Origin of the sequence: Pseudomonas sp. NFX71 (assembly GCF_048079215.1) — a bacterium.
Classification (GTDB): Bacteria; Pseudomonadota; Gammaproteobacteria; order Pseudomonadales; family Pseudomonadaceae; genus Aquipseudomonas; species Aquipseudomonas fluorescens_B.
This window is the reverse complement of the sequence record NZ_CP182230.1, coordinates 5,375,885-5,394,742: the sequence shown is the minus strand read 5'-3', so window position 1 is coordinate 5,394,742 and position 18,858 is coordinate 5,375,885. Positions and strand designations below refer to the sequence as shown.

The following is an 18,858-nucleotide window of genomic DNA, read 5'->3' as shown; positions in this document are numbered from 1 at the left end:
GCTCTCCATGGATGGACATCTTCAGTGTGCAAGAGCGGTGGCATTGCGCATTGACGGCGGTCAATTACGACTATTGGAAGGCCGCGAGATCCTCTTCGGCGAGGATGCTGATGTTGCGGCGTTCCATCGCGATCAGGCCGCTGTCCACCAGGCGGTGCAAGATCCGCGAAAAGGTTTCCGGCTGAATGCCCAGCTTCGAGGCCACCAGGCGTTTGGACACCTGCAACACAATCAAACCGCTGACCGGGTTGCGTTCCTGGAACAGGAAGTTGATCACCCGGCGGCTCGCACTGGCCATGGTCAAGGTGTCGATGTCGCGCAGACGCAGGTGCAGGTGCACGCTCATGCTCGCCAGGATCGCCAGGCAGACTTTCGGCTGATCTTCCAGGGCATTGCGGTAGTGGTTGCCCTCGATACTCACCAGTACGCTGTCTTTCAGCGCCGTGGCGCTGACCGGGTAGAGACGGGCCTGGCTGAACAGTAAAGCTTCGGCAAAGGTCTGGCCCGGCTGGATGATCTCCACCAGATTCTCCTGGCCTTCGCCGGTCAGCCGATACAACTTGATCTGGCCGCTGACCAGCAGGAAGAAACGCTTGGCCGGATCCCCTTGGTGCATGAGTGTGCTGTGACAACTCAGGCGCTTGAGCATCGCCAGGCTGCAGACTTCCTCGAAGATTTTCTCCGGAAGTTGGCTGAACAGATGGTGACGGCGCAACGTTAAAACGATGGAAGGGTGGGTCAGCATGGCGTACCTCCGCTGACGCTCATAGTAGAGAGTGTCGGCCGGATGACCTATGCCTCTGCCGGTCTACCTCCAAAGAGGCATACCCGTCATCCGGCATTGCGCAGATGCTCCATGGCCCATACCGCGGCCTCGACCCGCGAGCGCAAGCCGAGTTTGTGCAGCAGGTTTTTCACATGAACCTTGACCGTCCCTTCGGTGATGCCGAGCTTGTGCCCGATGACTTTGTTGCTGAAGCCGCTGGCGATGGTTTTCAGCACCTGACGTTCACGCTCGGTCAGTTCCACCACGGTCTGGCGCTGGGGTGAGCGCAGTGCCTGGGCCATGACCTGGGTCAGCCCCGGGCTGATCACCAATTCGCCGTTCAAGGCATTGCGGATGTACTGAATCAACAGCTCGGGCTCCATGTCCTTGAGCAGGTAGCCGTCGGCATCCAGACGCAGCGCGTCGCGAATATCGTCTTCGGCATCCGAGACCGTAAACAGCAGCACCTTGCCGTTGTAGTGCATCGCCCGTAACTGGCGCAGGGTTTCAATGCCATTCATCACCGGCATGTTGTTATCGAGCAATACCAGATCCGGTTGCAGCGGCTCGATCAGTCCGAGCGCTTCTTCGCCGTTGCTGGCTTCACCGACGATCAGGAAATCATCTTCGAGTTCGAGCATCTGGCGGATGCCGTGACGCATCATCGGATGGTCATCGACCAGCAGGATGGTGTGTTGCAGGGACGGGTTCATGTGACGCTACCTTCTGTTTTTTGTCCCAGAAACTCCGGTTGGAATTCCAGTTGGACACGGGTGCCTTGCGGCTCCCTGGAAACTATTTCGAGTTGACCGCGCAAGCTGCGGGCCCGCTCATCCATGATTTTCAGGCCGTGATGCTCGCGTTGGTCGACGTTGCCGCTGAAGCCACGCCCGTCGTCTTCAACGATCAGCCTCACGGTTTCACCGTCCTGACGCAGTTGCAGCCAGGCGTTTTGCGCATGGGCATGACGCAGGCAATTGGAGAGCGCCTCGCGGGTGATCTGCAGAATGTGGATTTGTTCGCTGGCCGATAATTGAAAGGCCAGCGCGTCGACGTGCAGGTGCACCTGGCACTCCCCGCGACGGGAGAACTCTTCGGCGGTGTCCTTGAGCTCCTGCACCAGCCCCGCATCGTGAATCTGCAAGCGAAAGGTGGTCAGCAACTCGCGTAACTGGCGATAGGCATTGTTCAGCCCTTCGCGCAGTTCGGCGGTGACGTTCTCCAGGGTCTCGACCGGTTCGCCACGACGCATCAGGGTTTGCAGACGGCTGACTTGCAGCTTCATGTAGGACAGGGCCTGGGCCAGTGAGTCGTGGAGCTCGCGGGCAATGATCGTGCGTTCGTCGAGCAACAGCAGGCGATGATCCTGTTCCCGTTGGCGCTTGAGCGACAGCGAGGTGCCGATCAGGTTGGCCAGGGCCTGGATCAGTTGGGTTTCCCAGGCTTGCGTCGGGTGTCCATCGACAAAATGCGCCTTGAGCTCACCCAGTTCGCTGCCCTGGTTGCTGATGCTGAAGGTTTGCGGGCTGGCTTTATGGTGCTTCTGGCACGTGGCGCAATCGCTGCTGGCGCAGACTTCGCGGATGTTGGCGCCATGCAGGGCGAGCAACTGTTGGGCCGGGGCCTGCAATTGACCTTGCAGGCACAGCGACAGGCGCAAGCCGGGCAGGCGTTGCTGGAAGCGCCGGATCAACTCATCCAAACCTTCGGCATTGGCCAGGCGTGTAGCCAGGCTTCGACTGCTTTGGTACAGCAATTCAAGGGCCGCATTGGCTTGTTGCAGGTTCAGGGTTTTCTGCTGGACCTGACTCTCAAGGGTGCGATGCGAGTCTTCGATCGTCTCGGCCATGGCGTTGAAACTCATGGCCAATTGGCCCAATTCGTCCTGGGACTGATGGTTGACCCGCACCTTGAAATCGCCACGACGAAAACGCTGGGTCGCGTCCACCAACTCTTTCAGGGGCGTGACCACGCCATATTGCAGTTCGTAAAGCCCAAGCAGCAGGACGATCATCGTGGTGAACAGCGCCAAGCCCTGGATAACTTGTTGCCAGCCTTGCTTCTGTTCACTTTGGCGCTGCAACAGGTCGACGAAATGGTTCAGTTGCTCAACGAAGGGCAGGGCCTGGAGCTGAAAATAGGCGGCATCACCGCGTTCCAGTGCCGGACGCAAATCCTCGTTCCATTGTTGCTGGATTTGCCCGTAGCTGATCTGCAGTGCGGTGGTCGGGCCATCTTCCAGCACGGCTTTGAGTGACTGGCTGTTTAAACGGGTTTGCAGGCTGTCGGTGATGGCGAGGATTTCTTCGCCGGTTGCCCCTGCGGCCAGTTTCCAGCTCAGGTGGTAGGTCTCCATGCGCACAGAGCCTGCGGTGTTGATGGCAGCCGCATCACCCTGGCTGAACCAGGCGATCAGTCCGGCACTCAACGAACTGGCGAGGGCGAGCACGGCGATCAGGATCACAGCCAGCCCGGCGCGAGCGGGCAGGGAGCTGCGCAACCAGCGCATCATCAGCGCAGGTTCCGGACAATTTCAGGAAAACAGAGCATGTGGAACCCCAGGTCAGGGTTTTGCCGCCGATCCAGGGCGCGCTACCTCTAAAGAGTTGTCGACTGATCCTTGTCAGCAAAAACCGCGGCGAAAAACCTTAAGACACTGATAAACAAACGGTTTTAGGGTTCTTCTGTACTACCTCCTTAGAGGTAGACCCCGCAAGCATAGGCCTATGCCCCCATGGGCTTCGTTGACGTAGGTCAAGTTTTTGCGGGGTTGGCCTCTCTAGTCTGCCGCCATGGCTAACTGACTGGAGAGCATTGTGACCGAACCCCGTGTACGACAAGGCCTGGTGCTGGGCATGAGCACATTGGCCTTCACTGTCTGCTTCATGGTCTGGATGATGTTTGCCGTGCTCGGGGTGCCGATCAAGGACCTTCTCCAGCTCAACGAAACCCAGTTCGGCCTGCTGGCCGCGACGCCGGTGCTGACCGGCTCGCTGGTGCGTCTGCCACTGGGGCTGCTGACCGACCGCTTTGGTGGGCGCAGCGTGTTCTTCCTGCTGATGCTGGCCTGTGTCGCGCCGCTGTACCTGATCAGTCACGCCACCGCCTATTGGCAGTTCCTGGTGCTGGGCTTGTTCGTCGGCCTGGCCGGCGGCTCGTTCTCGGTGGGGATTGCCTACGTCGCCAAATGGTTCGACAAGGAGAATCAGGGCTTCGCCATGGGCATCTTCGGCGCCGGTAACGCCGGAGCCGCGGTGACCAAGTTTCTGGCCCCGGCATTGATCGCTGCCGGCAGTTGGCAGCTGGTGCCGAAAGTTTTCAGCGCCATTCTATTTATCACCGCGCTGTTGTTCTGGTTCCTCAGCGCCGAGAACAAAAACCACCGCAGCGCTTCGGGCGCCACGTTGCGTGAGCAATTGAGTTCGCTGAAGGACCCGGCCGTGTGGCGCTACTGCCAGTACTACTCGATCGTCTTCGGTGGTTATGTCGCCCTGGCGCTGTGGATGACCAAATACTACGTGCAGGAATACGGTTTCAGCCTGCAAAGCGCGGCGCTGCTGGCGGCCTGTTTTTCCCTGCCCGGTGGCGTGCTGCGTGCGGTCGGTGGCTGGATGTCGGATCGCTGGGGTGCGCAAAGCGTGACCTGGTGGGTGTTGTGGATCAGCTGGATCTGCCTGTTCCTGCTCTCGTATCCCCAGACCCAACTGCAAGTGCAAACGATCAACGGCCCGGTGGATTTTCACATCGGCCTCAACCCCGCGCTGTTCACCGTACTGCTGTTCGTCATGGGCATCGCCTTCGCGTTCGGCAAGGCCTCGGTCTTCAAATACATCGCCAATGACTACCCGAAAAACATGGGTGCGGTGTCCGGCATCGTCGGCCTCGCCGGTGGCCTGGGCGGCTTCGTGTTGCCAATCCTGTTCGGCGCCCTGGTGGACCTCACCGGCGTGCGCTCTTCCTGCTTCATGTTGATGTACGGCGTGGTCTGGGTCTCCCTCACCTGGATGTACTTCAGCGAAATACGCAAAAGCCCGGTGCTGGGTAAAGCGCCGCTGCTGACACCGTCCCCGATTTCCAGCATTGCCCTAGGAGAAGAACATGTCCGTTCTGCAAAAGCCTGACAAAGGCCCGGTCATTCATGACTGGCGCCCCGAGGACCCCGCGTTCTGGGGAAGTAGCGGCAAACAGACCGCCACGCGCAACTTGTGGATTTCCATTCCTGCGTTGCTGCTGGCCTTTGCGGTGTGGATGGTCTGGAGCACGGTGATCGTGCGTTTGAACGCCATCGGTTTCTCCTTCACCACCGACCAGCTGTTCTGGCTGGCGGCGTTGCCGGGGCTGTCCGGGGCGACCTTGCGGGTCTTCTATTCCTTTATGGTGCCGATCTTCGGTGGCCGTCGCTGGACCGCCCTGAGCACCGCGTCGCTGTTGCTGCCATCGATCTGGATGGGCTTCGCCGTGCAGGACCCGAGCACCTCCTACAGCGTGTTCGTGTTGATTGCGTTGCTCTGCGGTTTTGGTGGCGGCAACTTCGCGTCGAGCATGTCCAACATCAGTTTCTTCTATCCGAAGTCGCAGCAGGGCACGGCCCTTGGCCTCAACGCGGGGCTGGGTAACCTGGGCGTCTCGGTGATGCAGTTCTGTGTGCCGCTGGTGATTACCTTCGGTGTGTTCGGTTTCATGGGCGGCTCGCCGCAAGCACTGCCGGACGGCGGCCAGTTGTGGTTGCAGAACGCCGGCTTCATCTGGGTGCCGTTTATTGTCCTGGTGACCGTGCTGGCCTGGTTTGGCATGAATGATCTGTCCAGTGCACGGGCCTCGTTCAGCGAACAGGCGGTGATCTTCAAACGCAAACACAACTGGCTGATGTGCTGGTTGTACCTGGCGACCTTCGGTTCGTTCATCGGTTTCTCCGCCGCGTTTCCGCTGCTGATCAAAACCTCGTTCCCTGACGTCATTGCCTTGAAGTTCGCTTTCCTCGGCCCGTTGGTGGGTGCGCTTGTGCGTCCATTGGGCGGCTGGCTGGCGGACAAGCTCGGCGGTGCGAAGGTGACCTTGTGGAACTTCGTGCTGATGATCGTGATGGTCTTCGGTGTTCTGCACTTTCTGCCGCAAAGCGGCCAGGGCGGTAACTTCTACGGCTTCCTCGGTATGTTCATGCTGCTGTTCATCACCACCGGCGTCGGCAACGGTTCCACCTTCCGCATGATCCCGGTGATCTTCCGCACCCAGCATGAAAAAGCCTCGGCCGGCAAACCAGCCGCCGTGCGCGAACAAGCGCTCAAGGATGCCGGCAAAGAATCAGCTGCGGTCCTGGGCTTCAGTTCGGCCATGGGCGCCTTCGGCGCGTTCTTTATTCCCAAATCCTTCGGCACTTCGATGGCCCAGACCGGCGGTCCGGAGATGGCCTTCTACATGTTCGTCGGCTTTTACCTGAGCTGCATCGTGGTGACCTGGTGGTGGTACGCGCGCAAAGGCGCCGCGACACCCTGCTGAGCCGAGCTGCATCCAACCATTGCGTGGGCGGGGCACAGACCCCGCGACAAAGCCTGAGAGGACTACACCGTGAGTCATTTACTGGATCAATTGCGGTTTTTCAACCGCAAGCAAAACGAGTTTTCCGACGGTCATGGCGAGACCCGCAAAGAGTCCCGTGACTGGGAGAACGTCTACCGTTCGCGCTGGCAGTACGACAAGATCGTGCGTTCCACCCACGGGGTGAACTGCACCGGTTCCTGCTCGTGGAAAATCTACGTCAAGAACGGCCTGATCACCTGGGAAACCCAGCAGACCGACTACCCGCGTACCCGTAACGATCTGCCGAACCATGAGCCCCGTGGCTGTCCGCGTGGTGCCAGTTACAGCTGGTACATCTACAGCGCCAACCGGCTCAAGTACCCGAAAATCCGCAAGCCATTGCTCAAGCTCTGGCGCGATGCGCGGCAGACCATGGCGCCAGTGGAAGCCTGGGCCAGCATCGTCGAGGACAAGGCCAAGGCCGACTCCTATAAAAGCAAGCGTGGCATGGGTGGCTTCATCCGCTCCAACTGGGAGGAAGTCAACGAGATCATTGCCGCGGCCAACGTCTATACGATCAAGCAATACGGCCCGGACCGGATCGTCGGCTTCTCGCCGATCCCGGCAATGTCGATGGTCAGCTATGCCGCAGGCTCGCGTTACCTGTCGCTGATCGGTGGCGCCTGCCTGAGCTTCTACGATTGGTACTGCGACTTGCCGCCGGCCTCGCCGATGGTCTGGGGCGAACAGACCGACGTGCCGGAATCGGCCGACTGGTACAACTCCAACTACATCATTGCCTGGGGCTCCAACGTCCCGCAAACCCGTACCCCGGACGCGCACTTCTTTACCGAAGTCCGCTACAAGGGCACCAAGACCGTGGCGATCACCCCGGACTACTCGGAAGTCGCCAAGCTCACCGACCTGTGGCTGAACCCTAAGCAAGGCACTGACGCGGCGCTGGCGCAGGCGTTCAACCATGTGATCTTCAAAGAATTCCACCTGGACAAACCGAGCGCCTATTTCACCGACTACGCCAAGCGCTTCACCGATCTGCCGGTGCTGGTGCTGCTCAAGCAAATGGTCGACAAGGCACCGGGCGCCGGTTATCAGCCGGACCGTTTCCTGCGCGCCAGCGACCTGACCGACAACCTCGGCCAGGAAAACAACCCGGAATGGAAAACCATCGCCCTCGACGTCAGCGGCGAACTGGTTTCGCCTCAGGGTTCCATCGGTTATCGCTGGGGCGAGAAGGGCAAGTGGAACATCCTTCCCCGTGAAGGTGGCGAAGGCCGTGAGATCGATCTGAAACTGAGCCTGATTGGCGGTGACGTTGCCGAAGTGGCGTTCCCGTATTTTGCCGGCGAGTCCCACGAGCACTTCCAGCACGTGGCCGGCGATGCTGTGCAATACCGCCGCGTGCCGGTTCACAGCGTGGTGCTGGCGGACGGCAGCGTGGCCAAAGTCGCCACCGTGTTCGACCTGTCGGCTGCCAACCTGGCCATTGATCGCGGCCTCGGTGGCGATAATGTGGCCAAGGACTACGACGACGCTTCTGTACCGGGTACGCCGGCGTGGCAGGAGCAGATCACTGGCGTCAGCCGTGAGAAAGCCATCCAGATTGCCCGTGAGTTCGCCGACAACGCCGACAAGACCAAGGGTCGCTCGATGATCATCGTCGGCGCGGCGATGAACCACTGGTACCACATGGACATGAACTACCGCGGGCTGATCAACATGCTCATGCTCTGCGGGTGTGTCGGCCAGACCGGTGGCGGTTGGGCGCACTACGTAGGCCAGGAAAAACTCCGTCCGCAATGCGGCTGGCTGCCCCTGGCATTCGGCCTGGACTGGAACCGTCCGCCTCGCCAAATGAACGGCACCAGCTTCTTCTACGCCCACAGCTCGCAATGGCGTCACGAGAAAATGAGCATGCACGACGTGCTCTCGCCATTGGCCGATAAATCAAAATTCCCCGAGCATGCCCTGGACTACAACATCCGCGCCGAACGCGCCGGCTGGTTGCCCAGCGCACCGCAACTCAACACTAACCCTTTGCACATTTGCCGTGACGCGGCGGCGGCCGGCATGGACCCGAAAGACTACGTGGTCAAGTCGCTGCAGGACGGTTCGCTGCGCTTCTCCTGCGAACAGCCGGACAGCCCGGTCAACTTCCCGCGCAACATGTTCATCTGGCGTTCCAACCTGCTGGGCTCCTCGGGCAAGGGCCACGAGTACATGCTCAAGTACCTGCTCGGCACCAAAAACGGGGTGATGAACGAAGACATCGGCCAGGTCGGCGATTGCAAACCTGAAGAAGCCGAATGGGTGGATGAGGGCGCCATCGGCAAGCTTGATCTGGTCACTACGCTGGACTTTCGCATGTCCTCGACCTGTGTCTATTCCGACATCGTGTTGCCGACCGCGACCTGGTACGAAAAAGACGACATGAACACCTCGGACATGCACCCGTTCATTCACCCGTTGTCGGCAGCGATCGACCCGGCGTGGGAATCGCGTTCCGACTGGGAAATCTACAAAGGCATCGCCAAGGCGTTTTCCAGCATGTCCGAAGGGCATCTGGGCGTTGAAAAGGATCTGGTGACCATCCCGCTGATGCACGACAGCGTCGGCGAACTGGCCCAGCCGTTTGGCGGCACCGACTGGAAAAGCGCCGGCGTGGCACCGGTGCCAGGCAAAAACGCACCGAATCTGCACGTGGTGGAGCGTGACTACCCGAACATCTACAAACAGTTCTCATCTCTCGGGCCATTGCTGGAAAAACACGGCAACGGCGGCAAGGGCATCAACTGGAACACCGAAGACGAAGTGAAATTCCTCGGTGAACTCAATCACAAAGAAGGCGATGCCGGTATCAGTCACGGCCGTCCGAAAATCGACACGGCCATTGATGCCGCTGAAGTGATTCTGTCCCTGGCGCCGGAAACCAACGGCCAGGTGGCGGTCAAGGCCTGGGCCGCGCTCTCGGAATTTACCGGCATCGATCACAGCCACCTGGCGCTGTCCAAGGCCCACGAGGCGATTCGTTTTCGCGACATTCAGGCACAGCCGCGCAAGATCATATCCAGCCCGACCTGGTCGGGCCTCGAAGACGATCACGTCAGCTACAACGCCGGCTACACCAACGTTCACGAAGGGATCCCGTGGCGCACCATCACCGGTCGCCAGCAGTTTTACCAGGATCACCCGTGGATGCAGGCGTTCGGCGAGCAACTGATGAGTTATCGCCCGCCGGTCAACACCCGCACCATCGAAGGGGTGAAAGGCAAGCGCAGCAACGGCCACAAGGAAATCGTCCTGAACTGGATCACCCCACACCAGAAATGGGGCATTCACAGCACTTACAGCGACAACCTGCTGATGCTGACCCTCAGCCGTGGCGGGCCGATTGTCTGGCTCTCGGAGAACGACGCGAAAAGCGCCGGCATCGAGGACAACGACTGGATCGAGTGCTTCAACGTCAACGGTGCACTGACCGCCCGGGCGGTGGTCAGCCAGCGCGTCAAGGACGGCATGGTGATGATGTATCACGCACAGGAACGGATCGTGAACGTGCCAGGTTCGGAAACCACCAAGACCCGTGGCGGCCACCACAACTCGGTCACCCGCGTCGTGCTCAAACCGACCCACATGATCGGCGGCTATGCCCAACAGGCCTACGGTTTCAACTATTACGGCACGGTCGGTTGCAACCGCGATGAATTCGTCGTGGTGCGCAAAATGTCCAAAGTCGACTGGCTCGATGGTTCAAGTGGCGATGACCTGCCACGTCCGCTGCCGACCGATATTGAGGAGAACTGAGATGAAGATTCGCTCACAAATCGGCATGGTTCTGAACCTGGACAAATGCATCGGTTGCCACACCTGTTCGATCACTTGCAAAAACGTCTGGACCAGCCGCGAAGGCATGGAATACGCCTGGTTCAACAACGTCGAATCAAAACCCGGGATCGGCTACCCGAAAGAATGGGAAAACCAGGACAAGTGGAAGGGCGGCTGGATCCGCAACGCCAACGGCACGATCAACCCGCGCATCGGCGGTAAATTCCGCGTGTTGGCGAACATTTTCGCCAACCCGGACCTGCCGAGCCTCGACGACTACTACGAACCGTTCGACTTCGATTACCAGCACCTGCACACCGCGCCGCTGGGCGAGCATCAACCCACCGCGCGTCCGCGTTCGCTGATCTCCGGCAAGCGCATGGAAAAAATCGAGTGGGGCCCGAACTGGGAAGAAATCCTCGGCACCGAATTCGCCAAACGTCGCAAGGACAAGAACTTCGACAAGATTCAGGCGGACATTTACGGCGAGTACGAAAACACGTTCATGATGTATTTGCCGCGCCTGTGCGAGCACTGCCTCAACCCGACGTGCGCGGCGTCGTGCCCGAGCGGTGCGATCTACAAGCGTGAAGAAGACGGCATCGTCCTGATCGACCAGGAAAAATGCCGTGGCTGGCGGATGTGCATCAGCGGCTGCCCGTACAAGAAGATCTATTTCAACTGGAAAAGCGGTAAGTCCGAGAAATGCATCTTCTGCTACCCGCGTATCGAAGCCGGGATGCCGACCGTTTGCGCGGAAACCTGCGTCGGGCGCATCCGCTACCTCGGCGTGCTGCTGTATGACGCCGACCGCATCAGCGAAGTGGCGAGCACCGCCAATGAGCAGGACCTGTACGAGAAACAACTGGAGATCTTCCTCGATCCGAACGATCCGGCAGTGATTCGTCAGGCCCTGGCCGATGGCGTACCGCAATCGGTGATCGATTCCGCTCAGCGTTCGCCGGTCTACAAAATGGCCGTGGACTGGAAACTCGCGCTGCCGCTGCACCCGGAATACCGCACCTTGCCGATGGTCTGGTACGTGCCGCCACTGTCGCCGATCCAGAACGCTGCCACTGCCGGCACCGTCGGCATGAACGGGGTGATCCCGGATGTCGACAGCCTGCGTATTCCCCTGAAGTACCTGGCGAACCTGCTGACGGCGGGTGATGAAAAGCCGGTCAAGCGTGCGCTTAAACGTTTGCTGGCGATGCGCGCCTACAAACGTTCCGAGCAAGTCGACGGCGTGCAGGACCTGCAGGTGCTGGCGGATGTCGGCCTGAGTGTGGCCCAGGTCGAGGAGATGTATCGCTACCTGGCAATCGCCAACTACGAAGACCGCTTTGTGGTACCGAGCGCCCACCGTGAAGACGCTATGAGCGACGCCTTTGCCGAGCGCTCCGGTTGCGGTTTCAGCTTTGGTAGCGGCTGCAGCGGCAGCTCCGACACCAACATGTTCGGTGCGAAGAAAGCCAACCGCCGCGACATCCTGAAAACCGTCCAGTTGTGGGAGGAATGAGCATGCAAATTCTCAAAGTGATTTCGCTGCTGCTCGATTACCCGACCGAGACACTGATTGGCGGTCGCGACGAACTCGAGCAAGCGATCATCCAGTCACGGGAAATCAGCCCGAAGCAACGGGGTGCGTTGTTCGAATTGTTGGAGTTGATCTGCGCCAATGACCTGATGGATGGGCAGGAACACTACGGTGCGCTGTTCGGTCGAGGCCGCTCGCTGTCGCTGCTCTTGTTCGAGCACGTGCATGGCGAATCCCGCGATCGCGGCCAGGCGATGGTCGACATGATGGCGCAATACGAAGAAGCCGGTTTTGCCATCGGCGTCAAAGAGCTGCCCGATTACATCCCGCTGTACCTGGAGTTCCTGTCCACCCGCGAAGACATCGAGGCCCGGGAGGGCCTGGCGGATGTTTCGCACTTGCTGGCCTTGCTCGCCGCACGTCTGGAAGAGCGCGAAAGCGCCTATGCCAGCTGCTTCCGGGCGCTGCTGCAAATTGCCGGGGCCGAGCCGCATCAAGCGGTGGCCGACCTGCGGGCGCAGGTGGCGGCGGAGCCGCGCGACGACTCCCTGGAAGCCCTCGACAAGATCTGGGAAGAGGAGGCCGTGGACTTTCTCCAGGCCGAACAGCAGGACCGTTGCAGTGGACTGCCAAGCGCACCGGGCAAGGCCCGGGAAGAAAGCGCGGTGCCGTTGCACTGGGTGGATTTTCAGCATGAAGGGTTGGCCGCCGTGCCGGCCAAGGAGGTAGGCAATGTCTAAATGGAACCTGTTGTTGTTCGGGGTCTATCCCTACGTCGCCCTGGCGATTTGCCTGATTGGCAGCTGGGCGCGTTTTGATCTGTCGCAGTACACCTGGAAGGCCGGCTCGAGCCAGATGCTCAATCAGCGCGGCATGCGCGTGGCGAGCAACTTCTTCCACATCGGTGTGTTGTTCGTACTGGCCGGACACTTTGTCGGCCTGCTGACCCCTGCGTCGGTTTATCACCACGTGATCAGCACTGAGAACAAGCAGTTGCTGGCGATGGTGTCCGGTGGCTTCTTTGGTCTGTTGTGCCTGATTGGCTTGCTGATGCTGGTCAATCGGCGGCTGACCGATCCACGGGTCCGCGCCACGTCCAGCCCCTCGGACATTCTGATTCTGCTGGTGCTGCTGGCGCAGTTGCTGCTGGGGCTGCTGACGATCGTTGCGTCCACCGCGCATATGGACGGCTCGGTGATGGTGATGCTCGCCGATTGGGCACAGAACACCGTGTTGTTGCGTCCGGTGGAAGCAGCGGCGGCCATCGCGCCGGTTGGGCTGATCTACAAGCTGCATGTGTTTCTCGGTTTGACCCTGTTTGTGCTGTTCCCCTTCACCCGTCTCGTACACATGATCAGCGCACCGATCTGGTACCTGGGGCGCCGTTATCAAATCGTTCGTCAGAAGTACTGAGGAGACAATCATGTCAGGTGGATGCGGATGTGGTGGCGGTAATGGGGGCGGCGGTGGCTGCGGTTCTTCAAAAAAAGCGGAGGCCGTTCTCGACATGGCGCCGGTCGCAGAGGCGCAGTTCGAAGCGCTGCCGGTTGAGCCCGCAGGGGCCGATGACGCCCCGGCGCAGTTGATCGCCAGCAGTGAACAGGAGTGGCCGATCATCAGCGTCAACGAGGTGTCGATCACGCCGGAAGCGATGGCCCAGGAGCTGCAATATCACCCGGCCGAAAGCCGCGAAGAAGCGGTGTACTTGGCCGCCCGGGCACTGGTGATCCGCGAGTTGTTGCAGCAGCGCATTGCCGAACTCGGCGTATCGATGGAGATCGGTGCTGGCGAGAACGAAGAAGAAGCGGCCACTCGCTTGTTGCTCGAACGTGAGGTGAAGGTGCCGCAGTGCGACGAGGAGTCGAGTCTGCGTTACTACGAAAACAATCGCGGGCGCTTCCACAGTGCTCCGTTGCTGGCGGTGCGGCACATCCTGCTCGAATGTGCGCCGGACGATGTCGAGGCGCGCAGCCTTGCGCATGTTCAGGCGGAAATCCTGCTGCAACGTCTGGATGAATTCCCCGGCACTTTCGCCGAACTGGCGGTGAACTATTCGGCCTGCCCGTCGAAGGCCCAGGGTGGTTCTTTGGGGCAGATCAGTAAGGGCCAGACCGTGCCTGAACTGGAACGTCAGTTGTTCACTCTGGCACCGGGCCTGGCCAGCAAACCGCTGGAAAGTCGCTACGGCTGGCATGTGGTCAGTGTCGATCAGCGGATCGAAGGCATGCCGTTGCCCTATGAAGTGGTGTCGACGGCGATTCGCACGCAGTTGCAGCAAGGCGTCTGGCAAAAAGCCCTGGTGCAATACCTGCAAACCCTGATCGGTGCGGCGGATATTCGCGGTATCCATCTGCAGGGCGCCGACTCACCGCTGGTGCAGTGAGCATCAAGGTAAACCGGGAGATGTGATGAACGCTGTAATGCAGGATGGCTTTGGACGGCAGATTGATTATCTGCGGATGTCGGTGACGGACCGCTGTGATTTTCGCTGTGTGTATTGCATGGCGAAAAACATGACCTTCCTGCCGCGTCAGCAGGTGCTCACCCTTGAAGAGTTGCAGCGTTTGGCAACGTTGTTCGTTGGCCTGGGTGTACGCAAGATTCGCCTGACCGGCGGCGAGCCGCTGATTCGTCCGGGCATTGTCGAACTTTGTCGCAACATCGCCGCGTTGCCCGGTTTGCGCGAACTGGTGATGACCAGCAACGGCTCGCAGCTGGTCCGTTTGGCCCGGCCGTTGGTCGATGCCGGGGTGAAGCGGATGAACATCAGCCTCGATAGCCTGGACGGGCAGAAATTCCGCGCAATCACCCGCATCGGCGATCTCGATCAGGTGCTCAACGGCATTGAAGCGGCGCGGGACGCGGGGTTCGAGCGGATCAAACTCAACTGCGTGGTGATGAAGAGCCGCAACTTTGATGAAGTCCCGGCGTTGGTGCAGTACGCCATCGACCAGCGCATCGATATCAGTTTCATCGAGGAAATGCCCTTGGGCGATGTCGGGCGTTCCCGGGGTGAATCATTTTGTTCCAGCGACGAGGTTCGGTCGCTGATCGCCAGCCAGCATCGGTTACTCGACAGCACTGAAAACAGCGGCGGACCGGCACGCTATGTGCGACTGGAACGCCATCCGGAGACCCGGATCGGTTTCATCTCACCCAACAGCCACAACTTCTGCGGCAGCTGCAACCGGGTACGGATGACCGTTGAAGGGAAGCTGTTGCTGTGTTTGGGGCAGGACGATGCCCTGGATTTAAAAGGATTGCTGCGGCGTTATCCGCTGGATGATCAGCCCGTGATCAATGCTGTGCAGAAGGCCTTGCGCGGCAAGCCGTTGCGCCACGATTTCAGCCCCGAAGGGGAGGTGCAGATTGTACGGTTCATGAACATGAGTGGCGGTTGAGCTGATCTGTAAAACACAGCAAATCAATGTGCGAGCGAGCCTGCTCGCGATAGCGGTAGAACAATCGACATCAATGTTGAGCGTGCTGCAGTCATCGCGAGCAGGCTCGCTCCCACATTAGATTTTCTTCTGCCGTCATCGGACGTTTTTTCGCCGGGAAATCTTGATGTCGATCAATTGCAGATCAGCCCTTTGTCCGTAGTCTTCACTGCATGTTGTGTTTATTTGTCTATAAACATCTATATGTAGTATCTGGAGGCCGAATGCAAAGTACGCTGATCGCAGTAGGATGTAACCGCTTGCACAAACGCGATGGCAGTCAGGTCGCCTTCGATGCCGACAAAATCCGTCAGGCATTGATCGCCGCCGGCAAGGCGACGGGGGAGTACGCCGAGGTTGAGGTTGAAGGCTTGCTTAACGCGGTATTGGCCAGGCTCGAAGGTTTGCCAAGACTCCATGTCGAGCAAATCCAGGACCGCGTTGAACGGGTGTTGATGGACGCCGGATATTTCCTCGCCATGCGTGCCTACATCGTCTACCGCGAACAGCACGGGCGCTTGCGCCGCGACCGCCGGACCATGGTCGAGGTGGCGACTTCGATGAACGAATACCTGGACCGTGAAGACTGGCGGGTCCAGGCCAACGCCAATCAGGGGTATTCACTGGGCGGACTGGTGTTGAACGTGTCGGGCAAGGTCACTGCCAACTACTGGCTGGACGAGGTGTACAGCGAGGCCATCGGCCAGGCCCACCGTGAGGCGGATTTGCATGTGCACGACCTCGACATGCTCGCCGGTTACTGCGCCGGCTGGTCGCTGCGCACCCTGTTGCATGAAGGGCTCAACGGTGTGCCGGGGCGTGTCGAAGCCGGTCCGCCAAAGCACTTGAGCAGTGCCTTGGGGCAGATGGTGAATTTTCTCGGCACCCTGCAAAACGAATGGGCCGGCGCCCAGGCGTTCAGCTCGTTCGACACCTATCTGGCGCCCTACGTGCGCAAGGATCAACTGAGTTTTCAGGAAGTACGCCAGGCGATCCAGGAGTTCATCTACAACCTCAACGTACCGTCACGCTGGGGCACGCAGACGCCATTTACCAACCTGACCTTCGACTGGGTTTGCCCCCAGGATTTGCGTGAGCAGATACCCGTCATCGGCGGTGAAGAAATGCCGTTTGCCTATGGTGACCTGCAAGCCGAAATGGAGCTGCTCAACCGCGCTTACATCGAAGTGATGCAGGCCGGCGACGCGAAAGGGCGGGTGTTCACCTTTCCGATCCCGACCTACAACATCACCCATGACTTTCCGTGGGACAGTGAAAACGCCGATCGTCTGTTCGAGATGACCGCGCGGTACGGTCTGCCGTATTTCCAGAACTTCCTCAATTCGGACCTGCAACCCAATCAGGTGCGCTCGATGTGCTGCCGTTTGCAGCTGGATGTGCGCGAGTTGCTCAAGCGTGGTGGCGGCTTGTTCGGCTCAGCGGAACAGACCGGATCGCTCGGCGTTGTCACCATCAACTGCGCTCGGCTGGGCTATGTGTTCAAGGGTGATACCAGCGGTTTACTGCAGCGTCTGGACACTCTGATGGAACTGGCGATGGAAAGCCTGGAGGTCAAGCGCAAGGTGATTCAGCACCACATGGATGCCGGTTTGTACCCGTACACCAAGCGATACCTCGGAACCCTGCGCAACCATTTTTCCACCATCGGCCTCAACGGCATGCATGAAATGCTGCGCAATTTCACCGGCGACGAGGAGGGCATGCACACCGAGCAGGGCCGCCAGTTCGCTTTGAAGATGCTCGATCATGTGCGCGCCACGTTGCTGCGGTTCCAGGAAGAAACCGGCCACATGTACAACCTTGAAGCGACGCCGGCCGAGGGCACGACTTACCGCTTCGCCAAGGAAGACCTCAAGCGTTACCCCGGCATTCTCCAGGCCGGCAGCGTGCAGGCGCCGTATTACACCAACTCCTCCCAACTGCCCGTGGGCTACACCGAAGACCCCTTCGAGGCGTTGGAACTTCAGGACGAACTGCAATGCAAATACACCGGCGGTACCGTCTTGCATCTGTACATGGCCGAGCGGATTTCCTCGACCGAGGCGTGCAAGCAACTGGTGCGCAAAGCCCTTGGCCGCTTCCGCCTGCCGTACCTGACCGTGACCCCGACGTTCTCCATCTGCCCGGTGCACGGCTACCTCGATGGCGAGCATGAGTTCTGCCCCAAATGCGACGAGGTCTTGCTGCTGCAAGAACAGAAGCTCGGCACCGTTCATTGATTTCGATCCACTCAACCGCAAGGAGCTTCACCATGACTGCATCGCAAACACTGCCCCAGGCTCAACGTCAACGCTGCGAAGTCTGGACCCGGGTGATGGGCTATCACCGCCCTGTGTCGGCGTTCAATCCGGGTAAACAGTCGGAGCACCGTGAGCGGGTGCACTTCACTGAAAGCGCGGCGCTGGCCGGGCGCCAATGAGTCGAACGCTACGGGTCGGGGGCATGGTGCCCCTGACCACTATCGACTATCCGGGACAGCTCGCCTGCGTGCTGTTTTGCCAGGGTTGCGCTTGGCGTTGTCGTTACTGCCATAACCCGCAGTTGATCCCGCCTCGAGGCGCAGACGAGGTGGATTGGCGGCGGGTGCTGGCGTTTCTGAAACGGCGTCAGGACCTGCTCGATGCAGTGGTGTTCAGTGGCGGTGAGCCGACCCTGCAGGACGGTTTGCTCGGCGCCATGGAGGAGGTGCGGGCGATGGGATTTCGTATCGGTTTGCACAGCGCCGGCATCAAACCCGCGGCGTTCGCCAAGGCACTGGCCGGGGCCGATTGGGTCGGTTTCGATGTCAAGGCGTTGCCCGAGGATTGCCAGGCGATCACCCGGGTCGAGGGCAGCGGAACGGCCAACTGGCGCAGCCTTGAGCATCTGCTGGCCAGCAGTGTCGACTACGAATGTCGCACCACCGTGCATTGGCATCTGTTTGAACCGGCGCGTCTGCTGATCCTCGCCAAGCGCTTGAGCGAACTCGGCGTCAAACGCTTCGCCGTGCAGTTGGTCCGCACCGAGCGGATGTTCGATCCGCTGCTGCCGAGTGTTTCGGCACAAGCCTTGCTACCTGACTTATGGGAAACCATGCGCGAGCTGTTTCCCGCTTTCGTGTTACGGGGGTAACCGTGGCTGCGAATCAACGTTTAACGGTGACATCCATCATTAGGTTTTCAAATGCGCTGCCAATCGGCAGGTATCAAACAGGGAGCATTTGATATGGCCAAATTAACGACAGCACAACGTATCGTCATCGGCTTTGCCATCGCGCCGTTGGCGCTGATGGGCATGGCGTTTTACGCGTTGCACGATCTGGCAACGCTCAAGGAACAGGCGGTAGTAATCGTCAAGCAGGACTGGCCGAAGATCGATCCGATCATGGTCATCGCCACCGGCGTGCGTGATAACGCCAGGAACACCCGGGATCTACTGATCGATAAAGATAATCAGCAGGTGCAGCAGTCAATCGACGCTACCAAGAAACGGATTACCCAGGCACTCGATACGCTTGAACCATTGTTCTATTTGCCAGAGGGCAAAACCGCTTATGCCGCGTTGAAGAAGAATCGTGAAGCCTACGTGGCGGCGTTCACTCAAGTGCAGGTGTTGATCCGGCAAGGGGCTTTCGATGACGCCATGGCACAGCTGAAACAAAAGGTCGTGCCGGCCGAACGCGAGGTTTATGGCAGCCTGGATCAGTTGATGGCGCTGCAAGGCAGAATATTCGCCGACCGGGAGCAGTCGGCGCA

General features: G+C 59.6%; 14 protein-coding genes and 1 pseudogene. 12 read left to right on the top strand and 3 right to left on the bottom strand.

Going from position 1 to position 18,858, the window contains the following annotated elements:
* Nucleotides 1-70: 70 nt before the first annotated feature.
* The 3 genes from ACM1ZW_RS25090 to ACM1ZW_RS25080 all read right to left on the bottom strand — a co-directional run bounded on the left by ACM1ZW_RS25090 (nt 71) and on the right by ACM1ZW_RS25080 (nt 3,278).
* Nucleotides 71-745, bottom strand: a complete 675-nt coding sequence (locus tag ACM1ZW_RS25090) for a Crp/Fnr family transcriptional regulator (protein WP_416739579.1) — start codon at nt 743-745, stop codon at nt 71-73.
* A gap of 86 nt (nt 746-831) precedes the next feature.
* Nucleotides 832-1,479 carry a two-component system response regulator NarL gene (gene narL, locus ACM1ZW_RS25085; protein WP_416739578.1) on the bottom strand — a complete coding sequence of 216 codons (648 nt, stop codon included), beginning with the start codon at nt 1,477-1,479 and terminating at the stop codon, nt 832-834.
* Nucleotides 1,476-3,278 carry a HAMP domain-containing protein gene (locus ACM1ZW_RS25080; protein WP_414880437.1) on the bottom strand — a complete coding sequence of 601 codons (1,803 nt, stop codon included), beginning with the start codon at nt 3,276-3,278 and terminating at the stop codon, nt 1,476-1,478. Before ACM1ZW_RS25080 ends, narL begins: the two co-directional genes overlap by 4 nt.
* Nucleotides 3,279-3,582: 304 nt before the next feature.
* On the opposite strand from ACM1ZW_RS25080, the gene ACM1ZW_RS25075 reads away from it, so the two are divergent.
* The 12 genes and pseudogenes from ACM1ZW_RS25075 to ACM1ZW_RS25020 form a co-directional block, all read left to right on the top strand.
* Nucleotides 3,583-4,887, top strand: coding sequence for an MFS transporter (locus ACM1ZW_RS25075; RefSeq protein ID WP_017338875.1), 1,305 nt, complete (start codon nt 3,583-3,585; stop codon nt 4,885-4,887).
* A complete protein-coding gene (locus ACM1ZW_RS25070; RefSeq protein ID WP_414880438.1) occupies nt 4,865-6,262 on the top strand; it encodes a NarK family nitrate/nitrite MFS transporter in 1,398 nt (465 codons plus the stop codon). Before ACM1ZW_RS25075 ends, ACM1ZW_RS25070 begins: the two co-directional genes overlap by 23 nt.
* A 69-nt stretch (nt 6,263-6,331) precedes the next feature.
* Nucleotides 6,332-10,105, top strand: coding sequence for a nitrate reductase subunit alpha (locus tag ACM1ZW_RS25065; RefSeq protein WP_414880439.1), 3,774 nt, complete (start codon nt 6,332-6,334; stop codon nt 10,103-10,105).
* Nucleotide 10,106: 1 nt separating this feature from the next.
* A complete protein-coding gene (narH, locus tag ACM1ZW_RS25060; RefSeq protein WP_010460230.1) occupies nt 10,107-11,645 on the top strand; it encodes a nitrate reductase subunit beta in 1,539 nt (512 codons plus the stop codon).
* A 2-nt stretch (nt 11,646-11,647) separates the two neighbouring features.
* On the top strand, nt 11,648-12,403 hold the full coding sequence (gene narJ / locus ACM1ZW_RS25055; protein ID WP_017338872.1) for a nitrate reductase molybdenum cofactor assembly chaperone: 756 nt from the start codon (nt 11,648-11,650) through the stop codon (nt 12,401-12,403).
* On the top strand, nt 12,396-13,076 hold the full coding sequence (narI, locus tag ACM1ZW_RS25050) for a respiratory nitrate reductase subunit gamma (protein WP_017338871.1): 681 nt from the start codon (nt 12,396-12,398) through the stop codon (nt 13,074-13,076). Before narJ ends, narI begins: the two co-directional genes overlap by 8 nt.
* A 10-nt stretch (nt 13,077-13,086) precedes the next feature.
* Nucleotides 13,087-14,046: a peptidylprolyl isomerase gene (locus ACM1ZW_RS25045; protein WP_414880440.1), complete on the top strand. Its 960-nt coding sequence runs from the start codon at nt 13,087-13,089 to the stop codon at nt 14,044-14,046.
* A 25-nt stretch (nt 14,047-14,071) separates the two neighbouring features.
* Entirely contained in the window at nt 14,072-15,064 is a 993-nt protein-coding gene (gene moaA / locus ACM1ZW_RS25040) for a GTP 3',8-cyclase MoaA (RefSeq protein WP_416739577.1), read from the top strand.
* A 263-nt stretch (nt 15,065-15,327) separates the two neighbouring features.
* Entirely contained in the window at nt 15,328-17,343 is a 2,016-nt protein-coding gene (locus ACM1ZW_RS25035; RefSeq protein ID WP_017338868.1) for a ribonucleoside triphosphate reductase, read from the top strand.
* A gap of 32 nt (nt 17,344-17,375) precedes the next feature.
* Nucleotides 17,376-17,543 (top strand): anaerobic ribonucleoside-triphosphate reductase, encoded by a 168-nt coding sequence (gene nrdD / locus ACM1ZW_RS25030; RefSeq protein WP_017338867.1) that lies wholly within the window; start codon nt 17,376-17,378, stop codon nt 17,541-17,543.
* On the top strand, nt 17,540-18,235 hold the full coding sequence (locus ACM1ZW_RS25025) for an anaerobic ribonucleoside-triphosphate reductase activating protein (protein WP_416739576.1): 696 nt from the start codon (nt 17,540-17,542) through the stop codon (nt 18,233-18,235). The genes nrdD and ACM1ZW_RS25025 overlap by 4 nt, the downstream gene beginning before the upstream one ends.
* 51 nt (nt 18,236-18,286) lie before the next feature.
* A pseudogene (locus ACM1ZW_RS25020) lies at nt 18,287-18,850 on the top strand (MCP four helix bundle domain-containing protein); the annotation flags it as partial.
* Nucleotides 18,851-18,858: the final 8 nt, after the last annotated feature.

Excerpts from the sequence above, each read along its gene's own strand:
- ACM1ZW_RS25090 (WP_416739579.1), bottom strand. The coding sequence starts at position 745 with ATGCTGACCCACCCTTCCATCGTTTTAACGTTGCGCCGTCACCATCTG.
- narL (WP_416739578.1), bottom strand. The coding sequence starts at position 1,479 with ATGAACCCGTCCCTGCAACACACCATCCTGCTGGTCGATGACCATCCG.
- ACM1ZW_RS25080 (WP_414880437.1), bottom strand. The coding sequence starts at position 3,278 with ATGATGCGCTGGTTGCGCAGCTCCCTGCCCGCTCGCGCCGGGCTGGCT.
- ACM1ZW_RS25070 (WP_414880438.1), top strand. The coding sequence starts at position 4,865 with ATGTCCGTTCTGCAAAAGCCTGACAAAGGCCCGGTCATTCATGACTGG.
- narH (WP_010460230.1), top strand. The coding sequence starts at position 10,107 with ATGAAGATTCGCTCACAAATCGGCATGGTTCTGAACCTGGACAAATGC.
- narJ (WP_017338872.1), top strand. The coding sequence starts at position 11,648 with ATGCAAATTCTCAAAGTGATTTCGCTGCTGCTCGATTACCCGACCGAG.
- narI (WP_017338871.1), top strand. The coding sequence starts at position 12,396 with ATGTCTAAATGGAACCTGTTGTTGTTCGGGGTCTATCCCTACGTCGCC.
- ACM1ZW_RS25045 (WP_414880440.1), top strand. The coding sequence starts at position 13,087 with ATGTCAGGTGGATGCGGATGTGGTGGCGGTAATGGGGGCGGCGGTGGC.
- moaA (WP_416739577.1), top strand. The coding sequence starts at position 14,072 with ATGAACGCTGTAATGCAGGATGGCTTTGGACGGCAGATTGATTATCTG.
- ACM1ZW_RS25035 (WP_017338868.1), top strand. The coding sequence starts at position 15,328 with ATGCAAAGTACGCTGATCGCAGTAGGATGTAACCGCTTGCACAAACGC.
- nrdD (WP_017338867.1), top strand. The coding sequence starts at position 17,376 with ATGACTGCATCGCAAACACTGCCCCAGGCTCAACGTCAACGCTGCGAA.
- ACM1ZW_RS25025 (WP_416739576.1), top strand. The coding sequence starts at position 17,540 with ATGAGTCGAACGCTACGGGTCGGGGGCATGGTGCCCCTGACCACTATC.